The organism is Pseudotabrizicola sediminis, assembly GCF_004745575.1.
GTDB lineage: Bacteria > Pseudomonadota > Alphaproteobacteria > Rhodobacterales > Rhodobacteraceae > Pseudotabrizicola > Pseudotabrizicola sediminis.
This window is the reverse complement of sequence record NZ_RPEM01000003.1, coordinates 328,670-346,795: the sequence shown is the minus strand read 5'-3', so window position 1 is coordinate 346,795 and position 18,126 is coordinate 328,670. Positions and strand designations below refer to the sequence as shown.

The 18,126-nt window shown below is 64.4% G+C and carries 18 protein-coding genes; 4 read left to right on the top strand and 14 right to left on the bottom strand.

The window, feature by feature from the left end:
• Positions 1–73: 73 nt before the first annotated feature.
• The 9 genes from EEB11_RS06535 to trpS form a co-directional block, all read right to left on the bottom strand.
• Positions 74–487 carry a GNAT family N-acetyltransferase gene (locus tag EEB11_RS06535; protein ID WP_135429609.1) on the bottom strand — a complete coding sequence of 138 codons (414 nt, stop codon included), beginning with the start codon at positions 485–487 and terminating at the stop codon, positions 74–76.
• Positions 480–1,109: a tRNA (adenosine(37)-N6)-threonylcarbamoyltransferase complex dimerization subunit type 1 TsaB gene (gene tsaB, locus EEB11_RS06530; protein WP_135429608.1), complete on the bottom strand. Its 630-nt coding sequence runs from the start codon at positions 1,107–1,109 to the stop codon at positions 480–482. The genes EEB11_RS06535 and tsaB overlap by 8 nt, the downstream gene beginning before the upstream one ends.
• Positions 1,099–1,662 (bottom strand): NifU family protein, encoded by a 564-nt coding sequence (locus EEB11_RS06525; protein WP_135429607.1) that lies wholly within the window; start codon positions 1,660–1,662, stop codon positions 1,099–1,101. The genes tsaB and EEB11_RS06525 overlap by 11 nt, the downstream gene beginning before the upstream one ends.
• A 71-nt stretch (positions 1,663–1,733) precedes the next feature.
• A complete protein-coding gene (locus EEB11_RS06520; RefSeq protein ID WP_135429606.1) occupies positions 1,734–1,916 on the bottom strand; it encodes a hypothetical protein in 183 nt (60 codons plus the stop codon).
• 119 nt (positions 1,917–2,035) lie between these two features.
• Positions 2,036–2,491, bottom strand: a complete 456-nt coding sequence (locus EEB11_RS06515) for a universal stress protein (RefSeq protein WP_135429605.1) — start codon at positions 2,489–2,491, stop codon at positions 2,036–2,038.
• Positions 2,492–2,555: 64 nt separating this feature from the next.
• A complete protein-coding gene (locus tag EEB11_RS06510) occupies positions 2,556–3,812 on the bottom strand; it encodes an Hsp70 family protein (RefSeq protein WP_135429604.1) in 1,257 nt (418 codons plus the stop codon).
• Between the two features lie 57 nt (positions 3,813–3,869).
• Positions 3,870–4,352: a VOC family protein gene (locus tag EEB11_RS06505; protein WP_135429603.1), complete on the bottom strand. Its 483-nt coding sequence runs from the start codon at positions 4,350–4,352 to the stop codon at positions 3,870–3,872.
• A 241-nt stretch (positions 4,353–4,593) separates the two neighbouring features.
• On the bottom strand, positions 4,594–5,646 hold the full coding sequence (locus tag EEB11_RS06500) for a hypothetical protein (protein ID WP_135429602.1): 1,053 nt from the start codon (positions 5,644–5,646) through the stop codon (positions 4,594–4,596).
• An 82-nt stretch (positions 5,647–5,728) separates the two neighbouring features.
• Positions 5,729–6,775: a tryptophan--tRNA ligase gene (gene trpS, locus EEB11_RS06495; protein ID WP_135429601.1), complete on the bottom strand. Its 1,047-nt coding sequence runs from the start codon at positions 6,773–6,775 to the stop codon at positions 5,729–5,731.
• An 87-nt stretch (positions 6,776–6,862) separates the two neighbouring features.
• On the opposite strand from trpS, the gene EEB11_RS06490 reads away from it, so the two are divergent.
• A complete protein-coding gene (locus tag EEB11_RS06490) occupies positions 6,863–7,549 on the top strand; it encodes a rhomboid family intramembrane serine protease (protein WP_135429600.1) in 687 nt (228 codons plus the stop codon).
• 86 nt (positions 7,550–7,635) lie between these two features.
• On the opposite strand, the gene murJ is transcribed toward EEB11_RS06490, so the two are convergent.
• The 3 genes from murJ to EEB11_RS06475 form a co-directional block, all read right to left on the bottom strand.
• On the bottom strand, positions 7,636–9,183 hold the full coding sequence (gene murJ / locus EEB11_RS06485) for a murein biosynthesis integral membrane protein MurJ (protein WP_135429599.1): 1,548 nt from the start codon (positions 9,181–9,183) through the stop codon (positions 7,636–7,638).
• The gene (locus EEB11_RS06480; RefSeq protein WP_135429709.1) at positions 9,180–11,921 is read right to left on the bottom strand and encodes a [protein-PII] uridylyltransferase; all 2,742 of its coding nucleotides are present in this window, start codon (positions 11,919–11,921) and stop codon (positions 9,180–9,182) included. The genes murJ and EEB11_RS06480 overlap by 4 nt, the downstream gene beginning before the upstream one ends.
• 91 nt (positions 11,922–12,012) lie before the next feature.
• Positions 12,013–13,188 (bottom strand): penicillin-binding protein activator, encoded by a 1,176-nt coding sequence (locus EEB11_RS06475; protein ID WP_135429598.1) that lies wholly within the window; start codon positions 13,186–13,188, stop codon positions 12,013–12,015.
• 87 nt (positions 13,189–13,275) lie between these two features.
• Between EEB11_RS06475 and rsmI the strand changes: the two genes are divergently transcribed.
• Genes rsmI through gshB form a run of 3 tightly spaced genes read left to right on the top strand, consistent with a single transcriptional unit; the run spans position 13,276 to position 15,587 of the window.
• The gene (rsmI, locus tag EEB11_RS06470; protein WP_135429597.1) at positions 13,276–14,184 is read left to right on the top strand and encodes a 16S rRNA (cytidine(1402)-2'-O)-methyltransferase; all 909 of its coding nucleotides are present in this window, start codon (positions 13,276–13,278) and stop codon (positions 14,182–14,184) included.
• 50 nt (positions 14,185–14,234) lie between these two features.
• Positions 14,235–14,588 (top strand): YraN family protein, encoded by a 354-nt coding sequence (locus EEB11_RS06465; protein ID WP_135429596.1) that lies wholly within the window; start codon positions 14,235–14,237, stop codon positions 14,586–14,588.
• 57 nt (positions 14,589–14,645) lie between these two features.
• Positions 14,646–15,587: a glutathione synthase gene (gene gshB, locus EEB11_RS06460; protein ID WP_135429595.1), complete on the top strand. Its 942-nt coding sequence runs from the start codon at positions 14,646–14,648 to the stop codon at positions 15,585–15,587.
• Between the two features lie 80 nt (positions 15,588–15,667).
• Here the strand turns inward: gshB and EEB11_RS06455 are convergent, their stop codons facing one another.
• Together EEB11_RS06455 and EEB11_RS06450 are read right to left on the bottom strand one after the other, a co-directional pair.
• Positions 15,668–17,182, bottom strand: coding sequence for a YifB family Mg chelatase-like AAA ATPase (locus tag EEB11_RS06455; protein ID WP_135429594.1), 1,515 nt, complete (start codon positions 17,180–17,182; stop codon positions 15,668–15,670).
• 66 nt (positions 17,183–17,248) lie between these two features.
• Entirely contained in the window at positions 17,249–18,118 is an 870-nt protein-coding gene (locus EEB11_RS06450; protein WP_135429593.1) for a glutathione S-transferase, read from the bottom strand.
• Positions 18,119–18,126 lie beyond the last annotated feature (8 nt).

Below are 18,126 nucleotides of genomic sequence, written 5' to 3'. Positions count from 1 at the left end.
ATTTGAAATGCGCCGTGCAAGATTTGATCTTTCGATCAAACTCAAGGCGCCCCAGCGTTGGTCTGACCTTGCGTCAGAGCGTGCGGGACAAGATCAACGCATCAAGACGCTGGCCGTCCGGGGCGGTGTAATACCCTTTCCGGTGGCCAGTCTGGGCGAATCCAGCGCGTTCATAAAGCCTGATCGCGGTGTCGTTTCCGGCGGCCACCTCAAGAAATGCGGTTGTCGCGGCGCGGGCCTGTGCGGCGCTCAGGAAACCTTGCACAAGCCTGCCGCCAAGACCCCTGCCTTGCGTTGTGGGCAAAACCGCCAGCGTCAGCAGTTCCGCCTCTCCCGCGACGGCGCGGCCCAGCAGAAAGCCGTCCGATTCGGAGAGCAGAAAGACGTGCGGGCTGTCCAGGAGCGCCCTTATCTCGGGTGCGGACCACGGACGGGGCAGGGTGAAGCAGGCGGCATGGATCGACGCCAGTTCGGCCACGTCAGGCATCGAAAATCACCGGGGGCGGGTCGCTGGGCGGGGTGGCGTCGGCCCCGCGCAGGTAGAACGGGGCCGGGCGCGGCTGTGGGGCGTGCGCACGGCTTGCGGCAATTCGGGCGATGGCTTCAACCATCGGAATCGGCGGGGGGACAACCGGCATCCCCAGTCCTCCCGCCGCCGAGCCTGTGACCGGCCCGGCCACACTCAAACCAACAAGGGGCAGTAAGGTCGCCGGTTCGGGACCAGATATGCCGAAATGCTGCACGTAAACCTCATCCCGCCGCGCGTCTTCGACCACCGTCACCGGGCGCGGCAGGCCATGGGCCAGCGCCTCCAACCGGGTCACGCCGATGGCGGGCAGGCCGAGTGACAGGGCAAGCCCCCTCGCCGCTGCCACGGAAATGCGCACGCCGGTGAAATTTCCCGGCCCTGTGCCGACGCCGATCGCGGTCAGATCGCGCCAGCCGATGCCGGCCTCGGCCAGCACTTCTTCCAGCAAGGGCAGCAGGCGTTCTGCCTGACCCTTGGCCATGTTTTCCCCCCGGATCAGACAGCGGCCATCCGGCAAAAGCAAAGCGGCGGCGCAATGCGCCGCCGATGTGTCGAATGCCAGAATGGTGTCAGGCGGCAACCGGGCGCACCTCGGTCACTTCGGGGATGTAATGGCGCAGCAGGTTCTCGATCCCCATTTTCAGGGTCAGGGTCGAGGATGGGCAGCCCGCACAGGCTCCCTGCATGTGAAGGTAAACCACGCCGCGTTCAAAGCCGTGGAAGGTGATGTCGCCCCCATCCTGCGCCACTGCAGGGCGCACGCGGGTGTCGAGCAATTCCTTGATCTGGCGCACGATGTCGCCATCTTCGCCGGTGTGTTCGGCATGGCCGCCCGCAGCTTTCGCCTCGCCGTCCATGACCGCAGCACCCGACTGGTAATGCTCCATGATGGCACCAAGGATGGCGGGTTTGATGTGCTGCCAGTCGGCACCATCGGCCTTCGTCACCGTCACGAAATCGGTGCCAAAAAACACACCCGTCACGTTACCCGCCGCAAAGATGCGCTTGGCCAGCGGCGATTTCTGCGCTGCTTCGGCATTGGGGAAATCGGCGGTGCCAAGCTCCAGCACGGTCAGACCGGGCAGGAATTTCAGCGTGGCGGGGTTTGGGGTCGACTCGGTCTGGATGAACATTGCTATCTCCGACGGTTCTACTTGGATATGGGCCTCGCCGACCCACAAGTCAACCTGAGACCCTGAAAGGCCTAGGCCTCGTCTGAACCGAAATAGGCATACATGGTTTCCAGCGCGGACATGTCGCGCAGCTTTGCATGGGCCTGTTCCTTGGCTGTGGTGGCGCAATAGTCCAGTGTCGCGTCTTGCGCGCGCTCCAGCGCCGTGACGGGCAAGGCAAGATGAAAATGGTCTGACGATACGAGAGCGGTCATGGTGGTCTGTCCTTTGTGCTCTCCTCCCTGCCACCCACCTAATCTTTGCTGCGGCGCAGCAACAGGTCTGTGTGCGCAAGCCCGCCCTGCGCAGGGCGCAAGTGTGCCGATATGAAGGCTCAGGTGATCCGTTCCAGCCGTTCCTTCGACATCTCACCGGGCACGATGGTGACCGGGATCGGCAGGCCGCCCGCGTTCTTTGACATCTGGGTCACCAGCGGGCCGGGGCCGGATTTGTCACTGCCTGCCCCCAGCACCAGCACGCCGATCTCGTCGCTTTCGTTCACCAGCTTCAGGATCTCGGTCACCGGGTCGCCTTCGCGGATGACCAGATCGGGGTTCACCCCCTGTTTGTCGCGCATCCATTTGGCAAAGACCTCGAAATGCGCCTCGATCCGTTCGCGCGCTTCGGCCCGCATCAGATCGGCAACACCCATCCAGTGCTGATACTCTTCCGGCGGAATAACCGACAAAATCGTCACCCCTGCACCCGTATGGGCCGCCCGCAACGCGGCAAAGCGCATTGCGTTCAGGCATTCCCGACTGTCGTCCAGCACGACAAGAAACTTCCGCATGATATTCTCCCCAAGCGGGCGCATCATGGCCGATGGCCGGTGGCCTCGCAAGCCTTGCGATGCGTCAGGCGAACCGTCGCGCAGCATCCAGTGCGAGACCCGTGCCGACGCTGCCGAACATGTCGCCGGTGGCAATCGGGGTTCCCGGCAGGCACCGGGTGACGGCGTCGCGCAGCACCGGCAGGCTGGCCGAACCGCCGGTCATGAACACTGTGCCGATATCGCGCGGGGTCACCCCGGCCTGCCGCAGCACTTCTGCCAGACCAGAGGTCAGCCGCAGAACGGGCTGCTCCACAGTGGCCTCGAACCCGGTACGCGACAGCGCCTTGTCGCGGCCCCCGGTCAGTGCGGCGATGGCAATTCTGGTCTGGGCTTGCTCTGACAGGTCGATCTTCGCCGCCTCTGCCGCCATGGCGAGCGCATGGCCCTGACGCTGATCAAGCACCGACAGCAGCCGGTCCAGCAGATCGGGCGAGGTGGCCCGCTGCCGCAACTCTTTGATTTCACGTGCAACACCCGGCGCATACATCGTGTTGATCCGGTGCCAGCTGGCCAGATCGAGGTAATAGTGCTGCGGCATCGGGGCCTTGCCGCCATGCACCAGAGAGCCAAGGCCAAGGTCAGGCATGATATGGTCAAGGCTCAGCAGCCGGTCCAGATCGGTGCCGCCAAGGCGCAAGCCGTGATTGGCCAGAATGTCGTCGCTGCGGTCAGACCGCGTCGCTCCAGCGGGCGAGACCCGGATCACCGAAAAGTCGGTCGTGCCGCCGCCGATATCGACGATCAGCACCAGTTCTTCAGCGGCGATCCGGCTTTCATAATCCAGCGCGGCTGCGATGGGTTCGAACTGGAATCCGACCTGCGCAAACCCCGCCTCGCGCGCAATTCCCTCCAGCACATCCTGGGCGGCCTGGTCGCCCCCCGCATCGTCATCGACGAAATGCACGGGCCGCCCAAGAACCACATGATCGGTCCCCGGCTGCGCGGCCTCCAGCTTGCCGCGCAGATGGCCAAAGAAGCGCCCGATGATCTGCGTGAAGGCAATCGCCCGGTTGCCGACCCGGGTTTTTTCGTGAATGAGGTCGGACCCCAGCGCAGATTTCAGCCCGCGCATCAGCCGCCCGTCATCGCCTTCGACGTAAGCAGCCATCGCGGCACGGCCAAACTGCGGGGGCGCGCCTTCGGCATCCCAGAACACCGCCGACGGCAGGGTGGCATGGTCGCCTTCCAGCGCAATCAGTTCTGCGCCGGACCCCGCCGGAATCGAAACGGTGGAATTGGAGGTGCCGAAATCCACCCCGCAAACGCGTGCCTGTGCCATGTTGCCCCCTGACCGCAAGCCGGCGGGCGTAAGCGGTTTGCAGCGCGCTGTAAAGGCCTACTCCGCTTCGGCCAGCAGGGCCGCCAGATCAAAGCGTTTGTTGACCATGGCCAGCGTACCACTGGCATCGCGCGGCCAGTCCGCCTCGGGCCGGTCGACATACAGTTCCACCCCGTTGCCATCCGGGTCGGTCAGATAGACCGCCTCGCTCACCCCATGGTCCGCCGCGCCGTCAATCGGCCAGCGCGCGTCAACAAGCCGCCTGAACACCTGCGCCAGCGCCTTGCGGTCGGGAAACAGGAACGCGGTGTGATACAGCCCGGTATGCCCCGCAGGTGGTGGGGTGCCGCCGGCACTTTCCCAGGTGTTCAGCCCGATGTGGTGGTGGTACCCCCCCGCCGACAGAAACGCGGCCTGCGGGCCGTGGCGTTGCGTCAGGCCAAAGCCCAGGATGCCGGAATAGAACGCTATGGCGCGGTCCAGGTCCGCCACCTTCAGGTGAACATGCCCCACGCGGGTGCCGGGGTGAATGCTGGTCATCTTGCCCTCCTTCGGGTCAGCCCCATAAGCGGAGCACTCAAAGCAAGATACCTCGCCTGATGCTTGTGACATAGGCACACGACCGCACAGAGGTTGTGAGAAAAAGCCCCCCGATCCGGAGGGGACCAGACCGGGGGCAAAAAGGGCGGGGCTGCATGGGGCCGGGGACGGACCCAGAAGGCAGCTGAATTGGGGGACAGGCCCGCCCGTCAGGGGAAACGCTAGCGCGGTATGGAATCAGTCATGTGACACTGCGCCGCAAACCGCGAAGCACTGCCGTCTGCACAGCCCCCACCAGCATCAGAGCGAGCGAGATCAGCGTGCCGACCAGCCCGGCGATCAATCCGATAGCGGTATCGCTGATCCGCACCGTCGCGCGCAGCAGCCGCGATTTGCCCAGCACCTCGGCGCGCGACACGGTCCGCGCCCCCAAGGCCTCGGACGCCCGTGCAAGACGCCGCGCATCCACCGCATCATCCACCAGCGGCAGCAGATGCAGCGCGGACACCGGCCCCGTCGCATCGGCTACGCGGCCAAGGTCGGTGACGGTGTCGGCCAGCGGACGGAACGCCTCAACCCGCAGCAGCGCCACCGCGTCATCCGTGCCGCGCACCTTTGGCAGATCGGCCCAGCGGATGCCATCGGTCACCGCCCCCGCCACCCGCGCGGTCAGCGCGGGAGACAACCGGCCCATCCCCCGCGCCAGCCGGATCGTGGCCGTCCCGGCCTTTATCGTGGCCGATGTGCCGCCCGTTCCCACAATTGCCGCCGTTGCCGCAAGCCCCACCACCGACAGCCCAAGGTCAAGCTGATCCACCGTCTGACCCATGCTGTAATCGGCCCCCGCCCGAACGACGCCGCGCAAGTCCTCTACCGGAGTCAGCAAGATCGGAGCTTTGCAAATCAGCGCGGTGGACAGCGAACAGGTGCTGATATCCCAGATGCAGCCAAGGCAGTCGCCTGACAGCGCCATCAGCCCCGAGTCTTCTTCCCACGCCTGCTGGTACGCGACGGGCAGTGAGAGGCCCTGTTCCGCCAACACCTCGGCCAGCGCCTGCAGCGCCACCCAGTTGCGCGGCTCTTCCGCCACCCGGGCGGTGATCAGCGCGTCCAGCCGTTCTGGCGTGGCCTCGCGCGCCATCATCCGGTCGGTCAGCGCCGCGATCTCGGCAGCGGTGCGGTCGATGATGGGGGAAAGTGCCGGATTGTCTGCGATCTGAAGGCCAGACCGCAAAGTCATCGCCAGAGACCCGATCAGCAAAAACAGCAAAAAGGCCCGTGACAGAGTTTTCATTGCCTTCAGCATCGCATAGCCCACGCCGGGGGCACTGCGCTTTTCCGGCGCTCAAAGGGGCGGCGTGAACCGCCCCGAACCATCAGCGCCGCGACCGGATCATGCCGGTGATATCGTAGACCTGGTCGAGGATGGGCCGGGCAATCGCCTCGGCCCGGTCTGCCCCTGCGCCCAAGATGCGGTCAATCTCGGCGGGGTCTTGCATCAACCGGTTCATCTCGGTCGTGATCGGGGCCATCACCGAAACCGCAAGCTCTGCCAGCTTTGGTTTGAACGTTCCGAACAGGGAACCGGCGTTCTCCACGATCACCTCTGCCGCCGACATTCCGGCAAGGGCGGCGTAGATGTTCACCAGATTGCGCGCCTCGGGCCGGTCTTTCAGGCCGTCCAGAGTGTCGGGAAGCGGTTCCGCGTCGGTCTTGGCCTTGCGGATCTTGGTGGCGATGGCATCGGCATCATCGGTCAGGTTGATGCGCGACTGATCCGACGGGTCGGATTTCGACATCTTCTTGGTGCCATCACGCAAGGACATCACGCGGGTGGCAGCCCCTTCGATCATCGGTTCAACGATAGGGAAGAACTCCACCCCGTAGTCGTGGTTGAACTTGATCGCGATGTCGCGGGTCAGCTCCAGATGCTGCTTCTGATCCTCGCCCACTGGCACATGGGTGGCGTGATAGGCCATGATGTCGGCGGCCATCAGCGCGGGATAGGCGTAAAGGCCAAGGCTGGCCGCTTCGGCGTTCTTGCCCGCCTTGTCCTTGAACTGGGTCATCCGGTTCATCCAGCCCAGGCGGGCGACGCAGTTGAAGATCCACGCCAGTTCTGCATGGGCGCTGACCTGGCTCTGGTTGAACAGGATCGACCGCGCCGGATCGACGCCCGAGGCGATGAAGGCCGCAGCCCCTTCGCGGGTTTGCTGGCGCAGCTTGGCCGGGTCTTGCCAGACGGTGATGGCATGCATGTCGACCAGACAGTAAATCGTCTGGGTCCCCTCGTCCTGCTTCTCGGCAAAGCGTTTCAGGGCTCCGAGGTAATTGCCAAGGGTCAGCCCGCCCGAGGGCTGGATGCCTGAAAAGATGCGAGGGCTGAAGGCTTGCGGCGTTTGGACCGCCGAAGGCTCTGACATGGTCGTCTCCATCTGGATAAAGCGATCTGGCTGGCGTAATCCATGGGCAAGGGGGCGTCAATCGCGCTGGCCCCGCAGGAGAGCCCGATGCAAGACATGAACGCCGCCCCACTGAACCCGTTGCCGCTGGTGGTCTGGGCGCTGGCCTTGCCGATGATTGCGCTGGAACTGGTGCTGGCCGCTGCCGGGGCGGGGCTGGTGGGCGGGGCGGAGGGGATCGGCTGGCGCTTGCAGGCGCTGGAGCGGTTTGCCTACCGTCCCGAGCTGATGCGGTATTTCTTGCAGACCGGGCAGTTCCCGCTTGATGGGCTGCACCGGCTGGTGACCTACCCGTTCGTGCATGGCAACCTGACCCATGTGATCTTTGTCGTCGTCATCCTGCTGGCGCTGGGAAAGATGGTGGGGGAGGTGTTCCGCTGGTGGGCGGTGCTGCTGATTTTCTTCACCTCGGCCATCGTTGGGGCCTTGGTGTACACGCTTGTGCTGCCGGGGGTTCAGGCCCCGCTGATCGGGGGGTATCCGGCGGTGTATGGGTTGATCGGGGGGTTCACCTTTCTCTTGTGGGTCAATCTGGCGGCGGTCGGGGCCAACAAATACCGGGCCTTTACGCTGATCGGGTTCCTGCTGGCGTTTCAGCTTCTGTTCGGCCTGCTGTTCGGGGGGGGCTATGAATGGGTGGCCGACCTGACCGGCTTTGTCACCGGGTTTGTGCTGTCCTTCGTGGTCAGCCCGGGGGGCTGGGCGCGGGTGCTGGAGAAGGTGCGGCAGCGGTAGCTGTCCGCTGTTCTGCAAGAGTCGAAACCTTTTAATAACAATGCCGTGAAACTGTCCGGTAAGACACTTTCAGCTTTCGAGCCGCCTCAGCCGCGCGGGCGGCGCAGGGCCGATCTGAAATCCGACAGCCGGAAGGCACCGATCAGCGCGCCGAAGGCGAAGTAGCTGACAATGCCCGCGCCGATCAGCAGGGCCAGCCCGGCATAGCGCAATCCGGCAGTGCCCAGCATCGGGCCAAGGGCGGTCATCGCGCCAAACAGCACTGCGCCCATGCCAAAGGCGGCAAGCAGAATGCGCCATGCGCGGGCGCGGAACCGGTCGTCGAACTGCGCCGCTGGCCCCATGCCGCGGCTGCCGCGCCAGAGTTGCCAGACCATGACCCAAGCGGAAAGGGTGGTGGCCAGTGCCGCCGCGACAAAGCCGATCAGCGGCATCAGCCCGATGGCGATGACCGCATTCACGATCATGCAGATCACCGCATAGCGGAACGGGCGCTTGGTGTCTTCGCGCGCGTAATACAGAGGTTGCAGCATTTTTTGCAGCATGAAGGCGGGCAGGCCCAGACCATAGGCCGCCAGTGCCATGGCGGTATTGGCGGTGTCATCCGCGCCAAAGGCGCCGCGTTGGTACAGCACGGCACAAAGCGGCATGGCGATCACCACCAGCGCCACCGCCGCCGGAATGGTCAGCGCCATCGCAAATTCGCTGCCCCGGTTGAAGCTGTCGCGCCCGCCCTGCGCATCGCCCGCGCGCAGGCGGCGTGAGAGGTCGGGCAAGAGCACGGTGCCGATGGCGATGCCCACCACGCCCAGGGGCAGCTGATACAGCCGGTCGGCATAGGACAGCCAGGCCACCGCGCCATCGGTAAAGCTGGCGACCTGACGGCCCACCAGCAGGTTGATCTGGATGACCCCGCCCGCCAGAACGGCGGGGGCCGCGACGATGAACAGGTGTTTCAGTTCCGGCGTCATCTTCGGCCATGCGGGCTTTGGCGCAAAGCCCACACGCGCAGTGGCCCACCATGTGAAGGCCAGTTGCGCCACACCGGTGACGGGCACCGTCCATGCCAGTGTCAGCCCCATATCCCATCCATAACGATCGGCCAGCAGCATGGCGACGATGAACATCAGGTTCATCAGCACCGGCACAAAGGACGCTTCGGTAAAGCGGCCAAAGGCGTTGAGCACGCCCGACAGCAGCGCCACAAGGCTGATGAACAGGATATAAGAAAATCCTATCCGGCCATAGACCACCGCCAGATCAAAGCGTTCGTCGCCCGCAAAGCCCGAAGCCATGGCCCAGACCAGCCACGGCATGGCCAGCGTGCCCAGCAGCGAGAACACCAGCAGGATGGCGGCCAGACCACTGAAGGCATCGCGGGCAAAGCCCTTTGCATCCTCGCCGCCTTCCAGCTTTTTGGCGAACATCGGCACGAAGGCCATGTTGAACGCGCCTTCGGCAAAGAAGCGGCGGAACATGTTGGGCAGGGAAAAGGCGATCAGAAAAGCCTGCGCCACCGGCCCGGACCCCAGATACGCGGCCATCAGGATGTCGCGGGCGAAACCGGCACCGCGCGACAGCAGCGTCCAGCCGCCGACCACCATGATCGAGCGGATCAGGCGGATCGGCTTCATTGCGTGGCCCGCTCCCGGCCTTCAAGGATGGCCTGACGCAGCTTTTTTTCCAGCGCGTCCTGTTTGGGTTTGGCATGCATTTTCAGGCCGAACATGTCTTTCACATAAAAGCTGTCCACCACCTGTGCGCCATAGGTCGCGATCACGGCGGAGGCGATGTAGATGTTGTTATTGGCCAGCGTGCGGGTCAGATCATACAGCAGGCCGGGCCGGTCGCGGGTATCCACCTCGATGATGGTGTAGATGTCTGACCCTTCGTTGTCGAACATGATATGGGTCGGAAAGCGGAATTCGCTGTCGCGCTTTTTCACCTTGTCGCGGTCTTTGAGCGCGTCGCGGGCGACAACCTCGCCGCGCAGGGTTTTGTCGATCATGGCGCGCAGGCGGGGGAGGCGGGCCTCGTCATAGGGTTTGCCCTCAGAGTCCTGCATCCAGAACACCGCCGTGGCATAGCCGTCTTTTGAGGTATAGGTGCGGGCGTCGACCACATTGGCCCCGACAAGGGCCAAGGCTCCAGCCAGACGCGAGAAGATGCCCGGATGATCGGCCAGCGCAAATGCGGCGCGGGTGGCGTCGCGGTCGGGTTCGGGGTGCAGATCGATGCGGATTTCGTCATCGGCAAGCCCGCGCAGCAGGCGGGCGAAGACGGCCTGCGTCTCGGTGGGCAGACCCTGCCAGTAGGGTGGGTAATGCCGGGCCAGTTCGGCGCGGATATCTGCCTGCGGCCAGTCGGACAGCGCCTCGCGCAGGGCTTTTTTGCCTTCATCCTCGCGCTGGGTTCGGTTGATGTTTTCCAGCCCGTTTTCCAGCGCCCCGGCCGTTTCATTATACAAACGGCGCAGCAGCATAGCCTTCCAGTTGTTCCAGGTGCCGGGGCCAACGCCGCGGATGTCGCAGACGGTCAGCACAGTCAGCAGATCCAACCGCTTGCGGGTTTTCACCGCCTTGGCGAAATCGCGCAATGTGCGCGGATCACCGATATCGCGCTTTTGCGCCATGTCGGACATCAGCAGATGGTAGCGTACCAGCCATTCGACGGTTTCCGTCTCGTCATGGGTCAGGCCAAGACGCGGCGCTATGCGGCGGGCCATTTGAGCGCCGATGATCGAATGATCCTCGGGGCGGCCCTTGCCGATATCATGCAGCAGCAAAGCAACGTACAGCACCTTGCGGTTGATCCCGGCGGACAGGATGCCGGTGGCTATGGGAAGCTCCTCCACCAGCTCGCCGCGTTCGATCTGGGCCAGCACAGAGATGCACTGGATGATGTGTTCGTCCACCGTGTAGTGGTGGTAGACGTTGAACTGCATCATGGCGACAATGCGTTCGAAGTCCGGGATGAAGGCCCCCAGGACGCCCAGTTCGTTCATCCGGCGCAGGGCGCGTTCAGGATTGCCATGTTTGAGCAGCATGTCGGTGAACAGTCGCACCGCCTCGGGGTTGTCGCGCACGGTGTCGTCGATCAGCGCCAGATTGGCTGCGATCATCCGCATGACATTGGGGTGCAACAAGTACCCGGTGCGCAGCGCCTCCTCGAAGATCTGCAGCAGGTTCAGCGGGTCGGTCAGGAAGGCGACTTCGTCGATCACGTCGATACGGCCCTGCACCAGACGATAGCCCTCGCGCACCCGTTTCTTGCGCTTGAAGATGCCGAACAGGCTGGCTTCGGGCTTGGCGTGACGGGCTTCGAGTTCGGTCAGGAAAATGCGGGTCAACTCGCCCACGCGGGTGGCTTGGCGGAAATAGTCCTGCATGAAGATTTCAACGGCGCGACGGCCGTTTGCGTCACGGTAGCCCATGCGGTCGGCGACCTCGACCTGCAAGTCGAAAGTCAGCTGGTCCATGGCGCGGCCGGTGATGTAATGCAGGTGGCAGCGGACAGCCCAGAGGAATTCCTCGGCGGTGCGGAAGGTGTCGTATTCTTCGGGGCGGAACAGGCCGATGGCCACCAGTTCGCGCGCGGCGGGCACACGGTGCAGGTATTTGCCGATCCAGTACAGGGTCTGCAGGTCGCGCAAGCCGCCCTTGCCTTCTTTGACATTGGGTTCCAGCAGATAGCGCTGGCCGCCCTGCCGTTTGTGGCGTTCGGCCCGTTCGGCAAGTTTGGATTCGATGAATTCGGGACCGGTGTTGCGGAACAGATCCGCCCACAGCCGGTCACCAAGCTCGGTCGCCAGGGGCTCGTACCCGGCGATGAAGCGGTGTTCCAAAAGGGCTGTGCGGATGGTGATGTCTTCGCGTCCCAGACGGATGCAATCCTTGACGGTGCGGGTGGCGTGGCCGACCTTGAGCTTGAGGTCCCACAGCATGTAAAGCATGGATTCGACCACACTTTCGGCCCAGGGCGTGGTTTTCCAAGGCGTCAGGAACAGCAGGTCTACGTCCGAGGCCGGGGCCATTTCAGCGCGGCCATAGCCGCCCACGGCCACCACGGCGATGCGCTCTGATTCGGTCGGGTTCGACAGCGGGTGCAGCCAGCGGCAGGCCACATCGAGCAGGATGCGCACCAGCCCGTCGGTCAGCACCGACTGGCCCAGCACGAGCGCGCGGGCGTCGCGTGGGCGCGCGAGGAAGGCCTCGGCGAGGGCGGCATTGCCGCGCGCCCGGACCTCTGCCAGGTGGCGGACCGCAATACCGCGCATGTCCCGGCTGTCAGGGCCGGGATGAGCGCTCAGTTCTTGCGCAATGACCGCCAGACAGGCGGCAGGGTCGATGATCCGGTCGTGGGACAAAAGCATGTCGGGCGAAGCGCTTTTGGGCGCAGCCGTGGCAGCGGCTGCACCCAAAAGCGGTGACCGGGTGGCGGCGGGGCGCGCCACAGGTCCGGCCTTATGACCCGAAGCCGCCGAAGCTGCGCGGCGCAGGGTCAATGATCACGACCTGATTGTTGCGGATCTGGGCCACTGCCAGACCGCGTTCGTTCTGTCCATCAGAGCGCAGGCGGAAGATGCCGTTCACCCCGACAAACCCTGCGGCTTGCGTCAGCGCCTGCCCGTTCAGCGTGGTTGTGCGGCCTTGTTTCAGCAAGGCACCGATCGCGGCGATGCCATCATAGGCAAGGCCCGAGATCGGGTGCGGCGGCTCGCCGAAGGCGGCCTGATAGCGGTTCTGATATTGCTGATACCGGCCCGGATCGGGCAGGGCAAACCAGCCGCCCTGCACACCCGGCAGGCCTAGGGTGGCCTGCGGAATATCCCAGCGGGTCAGACCGATGAACTGGGTGACCGCCGGGCCAAGGCCGTTGTCGTTCAGAATCTGGCTGACCAGGGGCAGCGCCCCCGCCGTATCGGCGGTCAGGAAGACGGCATCGGCGTTGTTGTCGCGCGCGGTCGCGGCAATGCGCGGTGCCGCGGAAAGCACGCCATTTTGCGAAAATTCATAAGAGCCGACCGCAACGACAGAGCCACCGGCCCGGGCCACGCCCTGTTCGATGGCCCGACGGCCCAGCTGGCCGGCGGTGTTCTGCTCATGGACCACCATGATTCGTGGCTTGCCATTGCGCACCGCATAGCCGGCCAGCCGGTCGGCTGTGTTGCCGAAGGTCTGGCCAAGGATGAAGACATTACCGCCGGCAATGTCGGGGTTGTTGGAAAACGCCAGCACATTGACGCCGCGCGCCGCAGCGGCGGCTCCGGCGGCATTCGCCTCTTGCGCGAAGACCGGGCCGAGGATGATCTGAGCGCCGTCGTCGATGGCTCGGGTCGCCATGGCCTGTGCCGAGGCGGGCTGGCCTGCAGTGTTGTAGACGCGCAAGTCGATCCGGGTGGTGCCCAGATCGGAAATCGCCAGCCGGGCCGCATTCTGCAGAGACCGGGCCAGCAGCTCGTCACTGGCCTGCCCCGAGCCCGAGGGCACCAGCAGCGCCACGACCACCGGGGCCGACGAATCGAGTGCCGAACCGGTTCCGGGGCTGCCAGCAGGCTGGCAGGCGGCAAGTGCGAGCGCAGCCACCGCAAGGGCCGCATGACCCAGCGACTTGCGGGCCCGGCGTATAACAGACAACATATGGACTTCCTCTTCCCGAAGGGCGCAGCTTTGAAGGCTGAACTTAAGGGCATTGACGGACGAAGTAAACTTGTCAGGACCAGCCCGATGACCGCCGAAAGTGATGACTCTGCCCGCATCGACCTGCATACGCCTCCGGCGCGCGACATTCCGCCGGGCCTGCATTTCGTGTCGACCCCGATTGGTGCTGCGCGCGATATCACGCTGCGGGCGCTGGATCTGCTGGCCAGGGCCGATGTGCTGGCGGCCGAAGACACTCGCAGCCTGCGGCATCTGATGGAAATTCATGGGGTTGCCCTGAAGGATCGACCGCTGGTGCCCTATCACGAGCACAACGAGGCGCAGGCCCTGCCCAGGCTGATGCGGGCCTTGAGCGAGGGCAAATCGGTGGTCTATGCGTCAGAAGCGGGAACGCCGCTTATATCAGACCCTGGGTTCGGGCTGGCCCGGGCGGCGATTGCTGAAGGTTTGCCGGTGCTGGCCGCCCCTGGCGCATCGGCGGTTTTGTGCGCGCTGACCGTGTCGGGATTGCCGTCAGACCGGTTCCTGTTCGCTGGGTTTGCTCCCTCTGCCAAAGCGGCGCGGCGCAGGTTCCTGGACGAGCTGGTGCGGACACAGGCGACGCTTATTCTGTATGAAAGTCCGAAACGCATTAGAGAAACATTAGGGGAATGTGTGCAAGTGTTCGGAGAAGAGAGACAGGCGGTGGTGTGCCGGGAGCTGACGAAAAGGTTTGAAGAAGTGACACGCGGCACACTGGCCGATCTGGTATCAGCCTATGATGGGCGGGATGTGAAAGGAGAAATCGTGTTGCTTATCGACCGCGGGGCGGTGGTGCAGGCCGATGCAGAAACGGTCGAGGCCGCCCTGGACAAGGCGATGGCCAGCATGTCGGTCAAGGATGCGGCAGCGGCCATTGCCGATGCCTATGGCGTACCACGGCGCGACGTCTATCAGCTTGCGCTGTCGCGGCCCCGGCCGGCGAAGGATGTGTGAAAACAGGCTCCGCTTGCTGAGGCGTGGGGTTTGTCGGGAAAGGAATTGGGATGGGCGGACGCACGAGCTATTATGCCGGGACCTCGGCCGAAGATCAGGTTGCGCAATTTTATGACCGGTCCGGACGGCAGGTGATTGCGCGGCGGTGGCGTGGCCCGGGTGGCGAGATTGACCTGATTGCCCGTGACGGCGCAGAGGTAATCTTTATCGAGGTCAAGCAGGCGCGCAGCTTTGCGGTGGCTGCTGAAAGGGTATCAGCCCGGCAGATGGCACGGATATGTGCATCGGCCGAATGCTTTATCGGCACAGAACCCGCCGGGTCGCTGACGCCGGTGCGGTTTGACGTGGCGCTGGTCGACGGAGCGGGCCGGATCGAGGTTCTGGAAAACGCGTTCGCCGCGTGACGGTTTGCATCTTTCCCCGCTTTGCGCCAATGCTGCCGCAATCACGGAGGATTGCCCATGCCGCTTAAGGTTGCCCTGCAGATGGACCCGATCGGGTCGGTCAACATCAATGCCGACAGCACGTTTCGGATTGCGCTGGAGGCGCAGGCCCGGGGGCATGCGCTGTTCTATTACACGCCGGACCGGCTGGCTTTTGTCGAGGGGCGGGTGGTGGCGCGGGGGTTCTGGATCGAGCTGCGGCGTGAAATTGGAAATCATGTGAGCTTCGGGCCGGAGGTCGAGATCGATCTGGCCGAGATGGATGTGGTCTGGCTGCGGCAGGATCCGCCGTTTGACATGGGCTATATCACCACGACGCATCTGCTGGAGATGATCCATCCGAAAACGTTGGTGGTGAACGATCCGTTCTGGGTTCGGAATTTTCCTGAAAAGCTGCTGGTGCTGCGGTTTCCGGACCTGACCCCGCCGACGGCGATTGCGCGCGATCTGCAAACGATCCGGGCGTTCAAGGCGCGGCATGGGGACATCATCTTGAAGCCCCTTTACGGCAATGGCGGGGCGGGGGTGTTCCGGCTTGACCCGAATGACCGCAATCTGGCCAGCCTGCACGAGATGTTTACCGGCATGAACCGGGAGCCGCTGATTGTGCAGAAGTTTCTGCCTGCAGTGTCGGCCGGGGACAAGCGGGTGATTCTGGTGAACGGGGAGCCGGTGGGGGCGATCAACCGGGTGCCGCAAGAGGGGGAGACCCGGTCGAACATGCATGCCGGGGGGCGGCCCGAGCAGGTGGGGCTGACAGCGCGCGATCTGGAGATCTGTGCCGCGATCGGGCCCGTGTTGCGCGACAACGGACAGGTGTTTGTGGGCATCGACGTGATCGGCGACTGGCTGACCGAGATCAATGTGACCTCTCCCACCGGGATACAGGAGCTGGAGCGGTTTGACGGGACCAATACGGCGGCGCGGATCTGGGAAGTCATCGAGGCCAAGCGGGCGTGAGGGCTGGCGCGTCCTGATGTTGGCAAGGATTGACGGGTTGGCGATGAGAACTTTCGCAGAACGTTTGTCCTTCACCGTGACTATGATTTTGAGCCCGCCGCAAAGCGGTAGCTGACAGCTTCGGCCACATGCGGCAGGCGTACCTCGGTCGATCTGTCCAGATCGGCGATGGTGCGGGCGACGCGCAGCACGCGGTGGTAGCCACGCGCGGTCAGCCCCATGCGTTCGGCCACGCGGGAGATCAGGGCGCGGCCCTCGGCATCCGGGGTGGCCACCTCTTCCAGCCGTCTGCCTTCCAGATCGGCGTTGACACGCAGGCCTTCGTCATCGGCGTAGCGCGCCGATTGCAGGCTGCGGGCCGTGGCCACGCGGGCGGCGATGGTGGCGGAGGAGTCTCCCGTCGCGGGCAGGTCAAGGTCGGTATAGGCGACGGGTGGCACATCGACGCGCAGGTCAAAGCGGTCCATCAGCGGCCCCGAGATCCGGCCCAGATAATCGTCGCCGCAAAGCGGCGCTTTGGCGCAGGCGCGGGCCGGATCGGAGAGATAGCCGCAGCGGCAGGGGTTGGCTGCGGCCAACAGCAAAAACCGGCACGGATAGCGGATATGGGCATTGGCGCGGGCCACCATCACCTCGCCTGTTTCAATCGGCTGGCGCAGGGTTTCCAACACCTGCCGGGGGAATTCCGGGAACTCGTCCAGAAACAGCACCCCGTTATGGGCAAGGCTGACCTCGCCCGGCTTCGCGCCTTTGCCGCCGCCGATGATCGCGGCCATCGACGCTGTGTGATGCGGTTCTCGGAACGGGCGGTCGCGCGAGATGCCGCCTTCGGTCAAGAGCCCGGCGAGGGAGTGGATCATCGAGGTTTCCAGCGCCTCGACCGCCGAGAGGGGCGGCAGGATGCCGGGCAGGCGTGCGGCCAGCATGGATTTGCCCGAGCCCGGCGTGCCGACCATCAGCATATGATGGCGGCCTGCTGCCGCGATTTCCAGTGCACGTTTGGCGCGTTCCTGACCTTTGACCTCGGCCAGATCGCGGCCGCTGCTGCGGGCCAGAACCTCGCCCGCCTCGGCCGGTGGCAGCGGGCATTGGCCGGTGTAGTGGCGCACCACTTCGTCCAGCGAGGCGGCGGCGAGCACTTCGGTGGCCCCGACCCAGGCGGCCTCGGCCCCGCAGGCGCGGGGGCACAGCAGGGCGCGGTCGCTTTCGGCGGCGGCCATCGCGGCGGGCAGCGCGCCAATTACTGCGATCAGCCGACCGTCGAGGGAAAGTTCGCCCAAGGCCACCGTGCCTTCCACCTCATCCTTGGGGATGATGTCGATTGCGGCGAGCAGAGCCAATGCGATGGGCAGGTCGAAATGCGAGCCTTCCTTCGGCAGGTCGGCAGGCGACAGGTTGACGGTGATCTTCTTGGTCGGCAGGGCAATGGACATGGCGCTGAGCGCAGCGCGCACCCGTTCTTTCGCTTCGGACACCGCTTTGTCGGGCAGGCCGACGATGGTAAAGCCGGGCATGCCGGGCGAAACGGCACATTGCACTTCGACCAGACGCGCTTCGACGCCTTCAAAGGCGACAGTATAGGCTTTGGCCACCATTGCTTTACCCCGATCCCTTACCAACGGGTTAATGGGGTGGGGTTAGCGAATGGTTAACGGCCTTGGTTAAACAAGTGCCATGAATTTCGGCCAGGCTTCCGGATCGGCCACGGTTTTGTCGCGACAAAAGGCGTTGCAAAAGCCGAAGCGGCGTTTGTTCAGTTCCATCACATGGGTGATGGGCTTTCCCGAATAGGGGCAGGCGGTGTTTTCTGCCCCGGTCCCATCCACTGCGCGGGCGGGCAGGGGGGTGGGGCCGGGCCAGAGCCGTGTCGGGTAGTCGCGGCGGTAAAATTCCTGATCTGCGCCATCGACCAGACCCATGGCGCGCCATTGGCGGAATGATGGGTGCGCCAGATGCGCCTGCACATATTCCATCGCGCGGGCACCGACCGGCAGGTTGTAGGTGGCGATGCGGCTGGCGACCGGGGCAAAGAACACGTCGGCGGCGGAGTAATCGCCACACAGCCAGTGGGTTGCGCCGGTTTCCTGCCATGCCCATGCCCAGATGGTTTCCAGCCGGGTCAGATCATCCAGCACGCCTTGCGGCGGGGCGCAATCAGTGTAGCTGACGCGCAGGTTCATCGGGCAATGCGACCGCAGGGCGGTGAAGCCTGCGTGCATTTCCGCTGCCAGCACCCGGGCGATGGCGCGGGGTTTCGGCTCTGCCGGCCAGATGCCCATCTGAGGGTGGCGCGCGGCAAGCTCTTCGGCAATCGCCAGACTTTCGGGGATCACAACGCCGTCGGGGGTGCGGATGGTGGGCGCGGTGCGGGCGGGGTGGAAGGCTTTGAGCAGGGTTGGCAGCTCATCCGTGTAAAGCCGGGCCTTGTGCTGTTTGTACGGGATGCCGAAGGCGTCAAACAGCAACCAACCGCGCAGGCTCCAGCTTGAATAGGCGCGGTCGCCGATCACGAGATCATAGGGGACGGTCATCTGTCGCG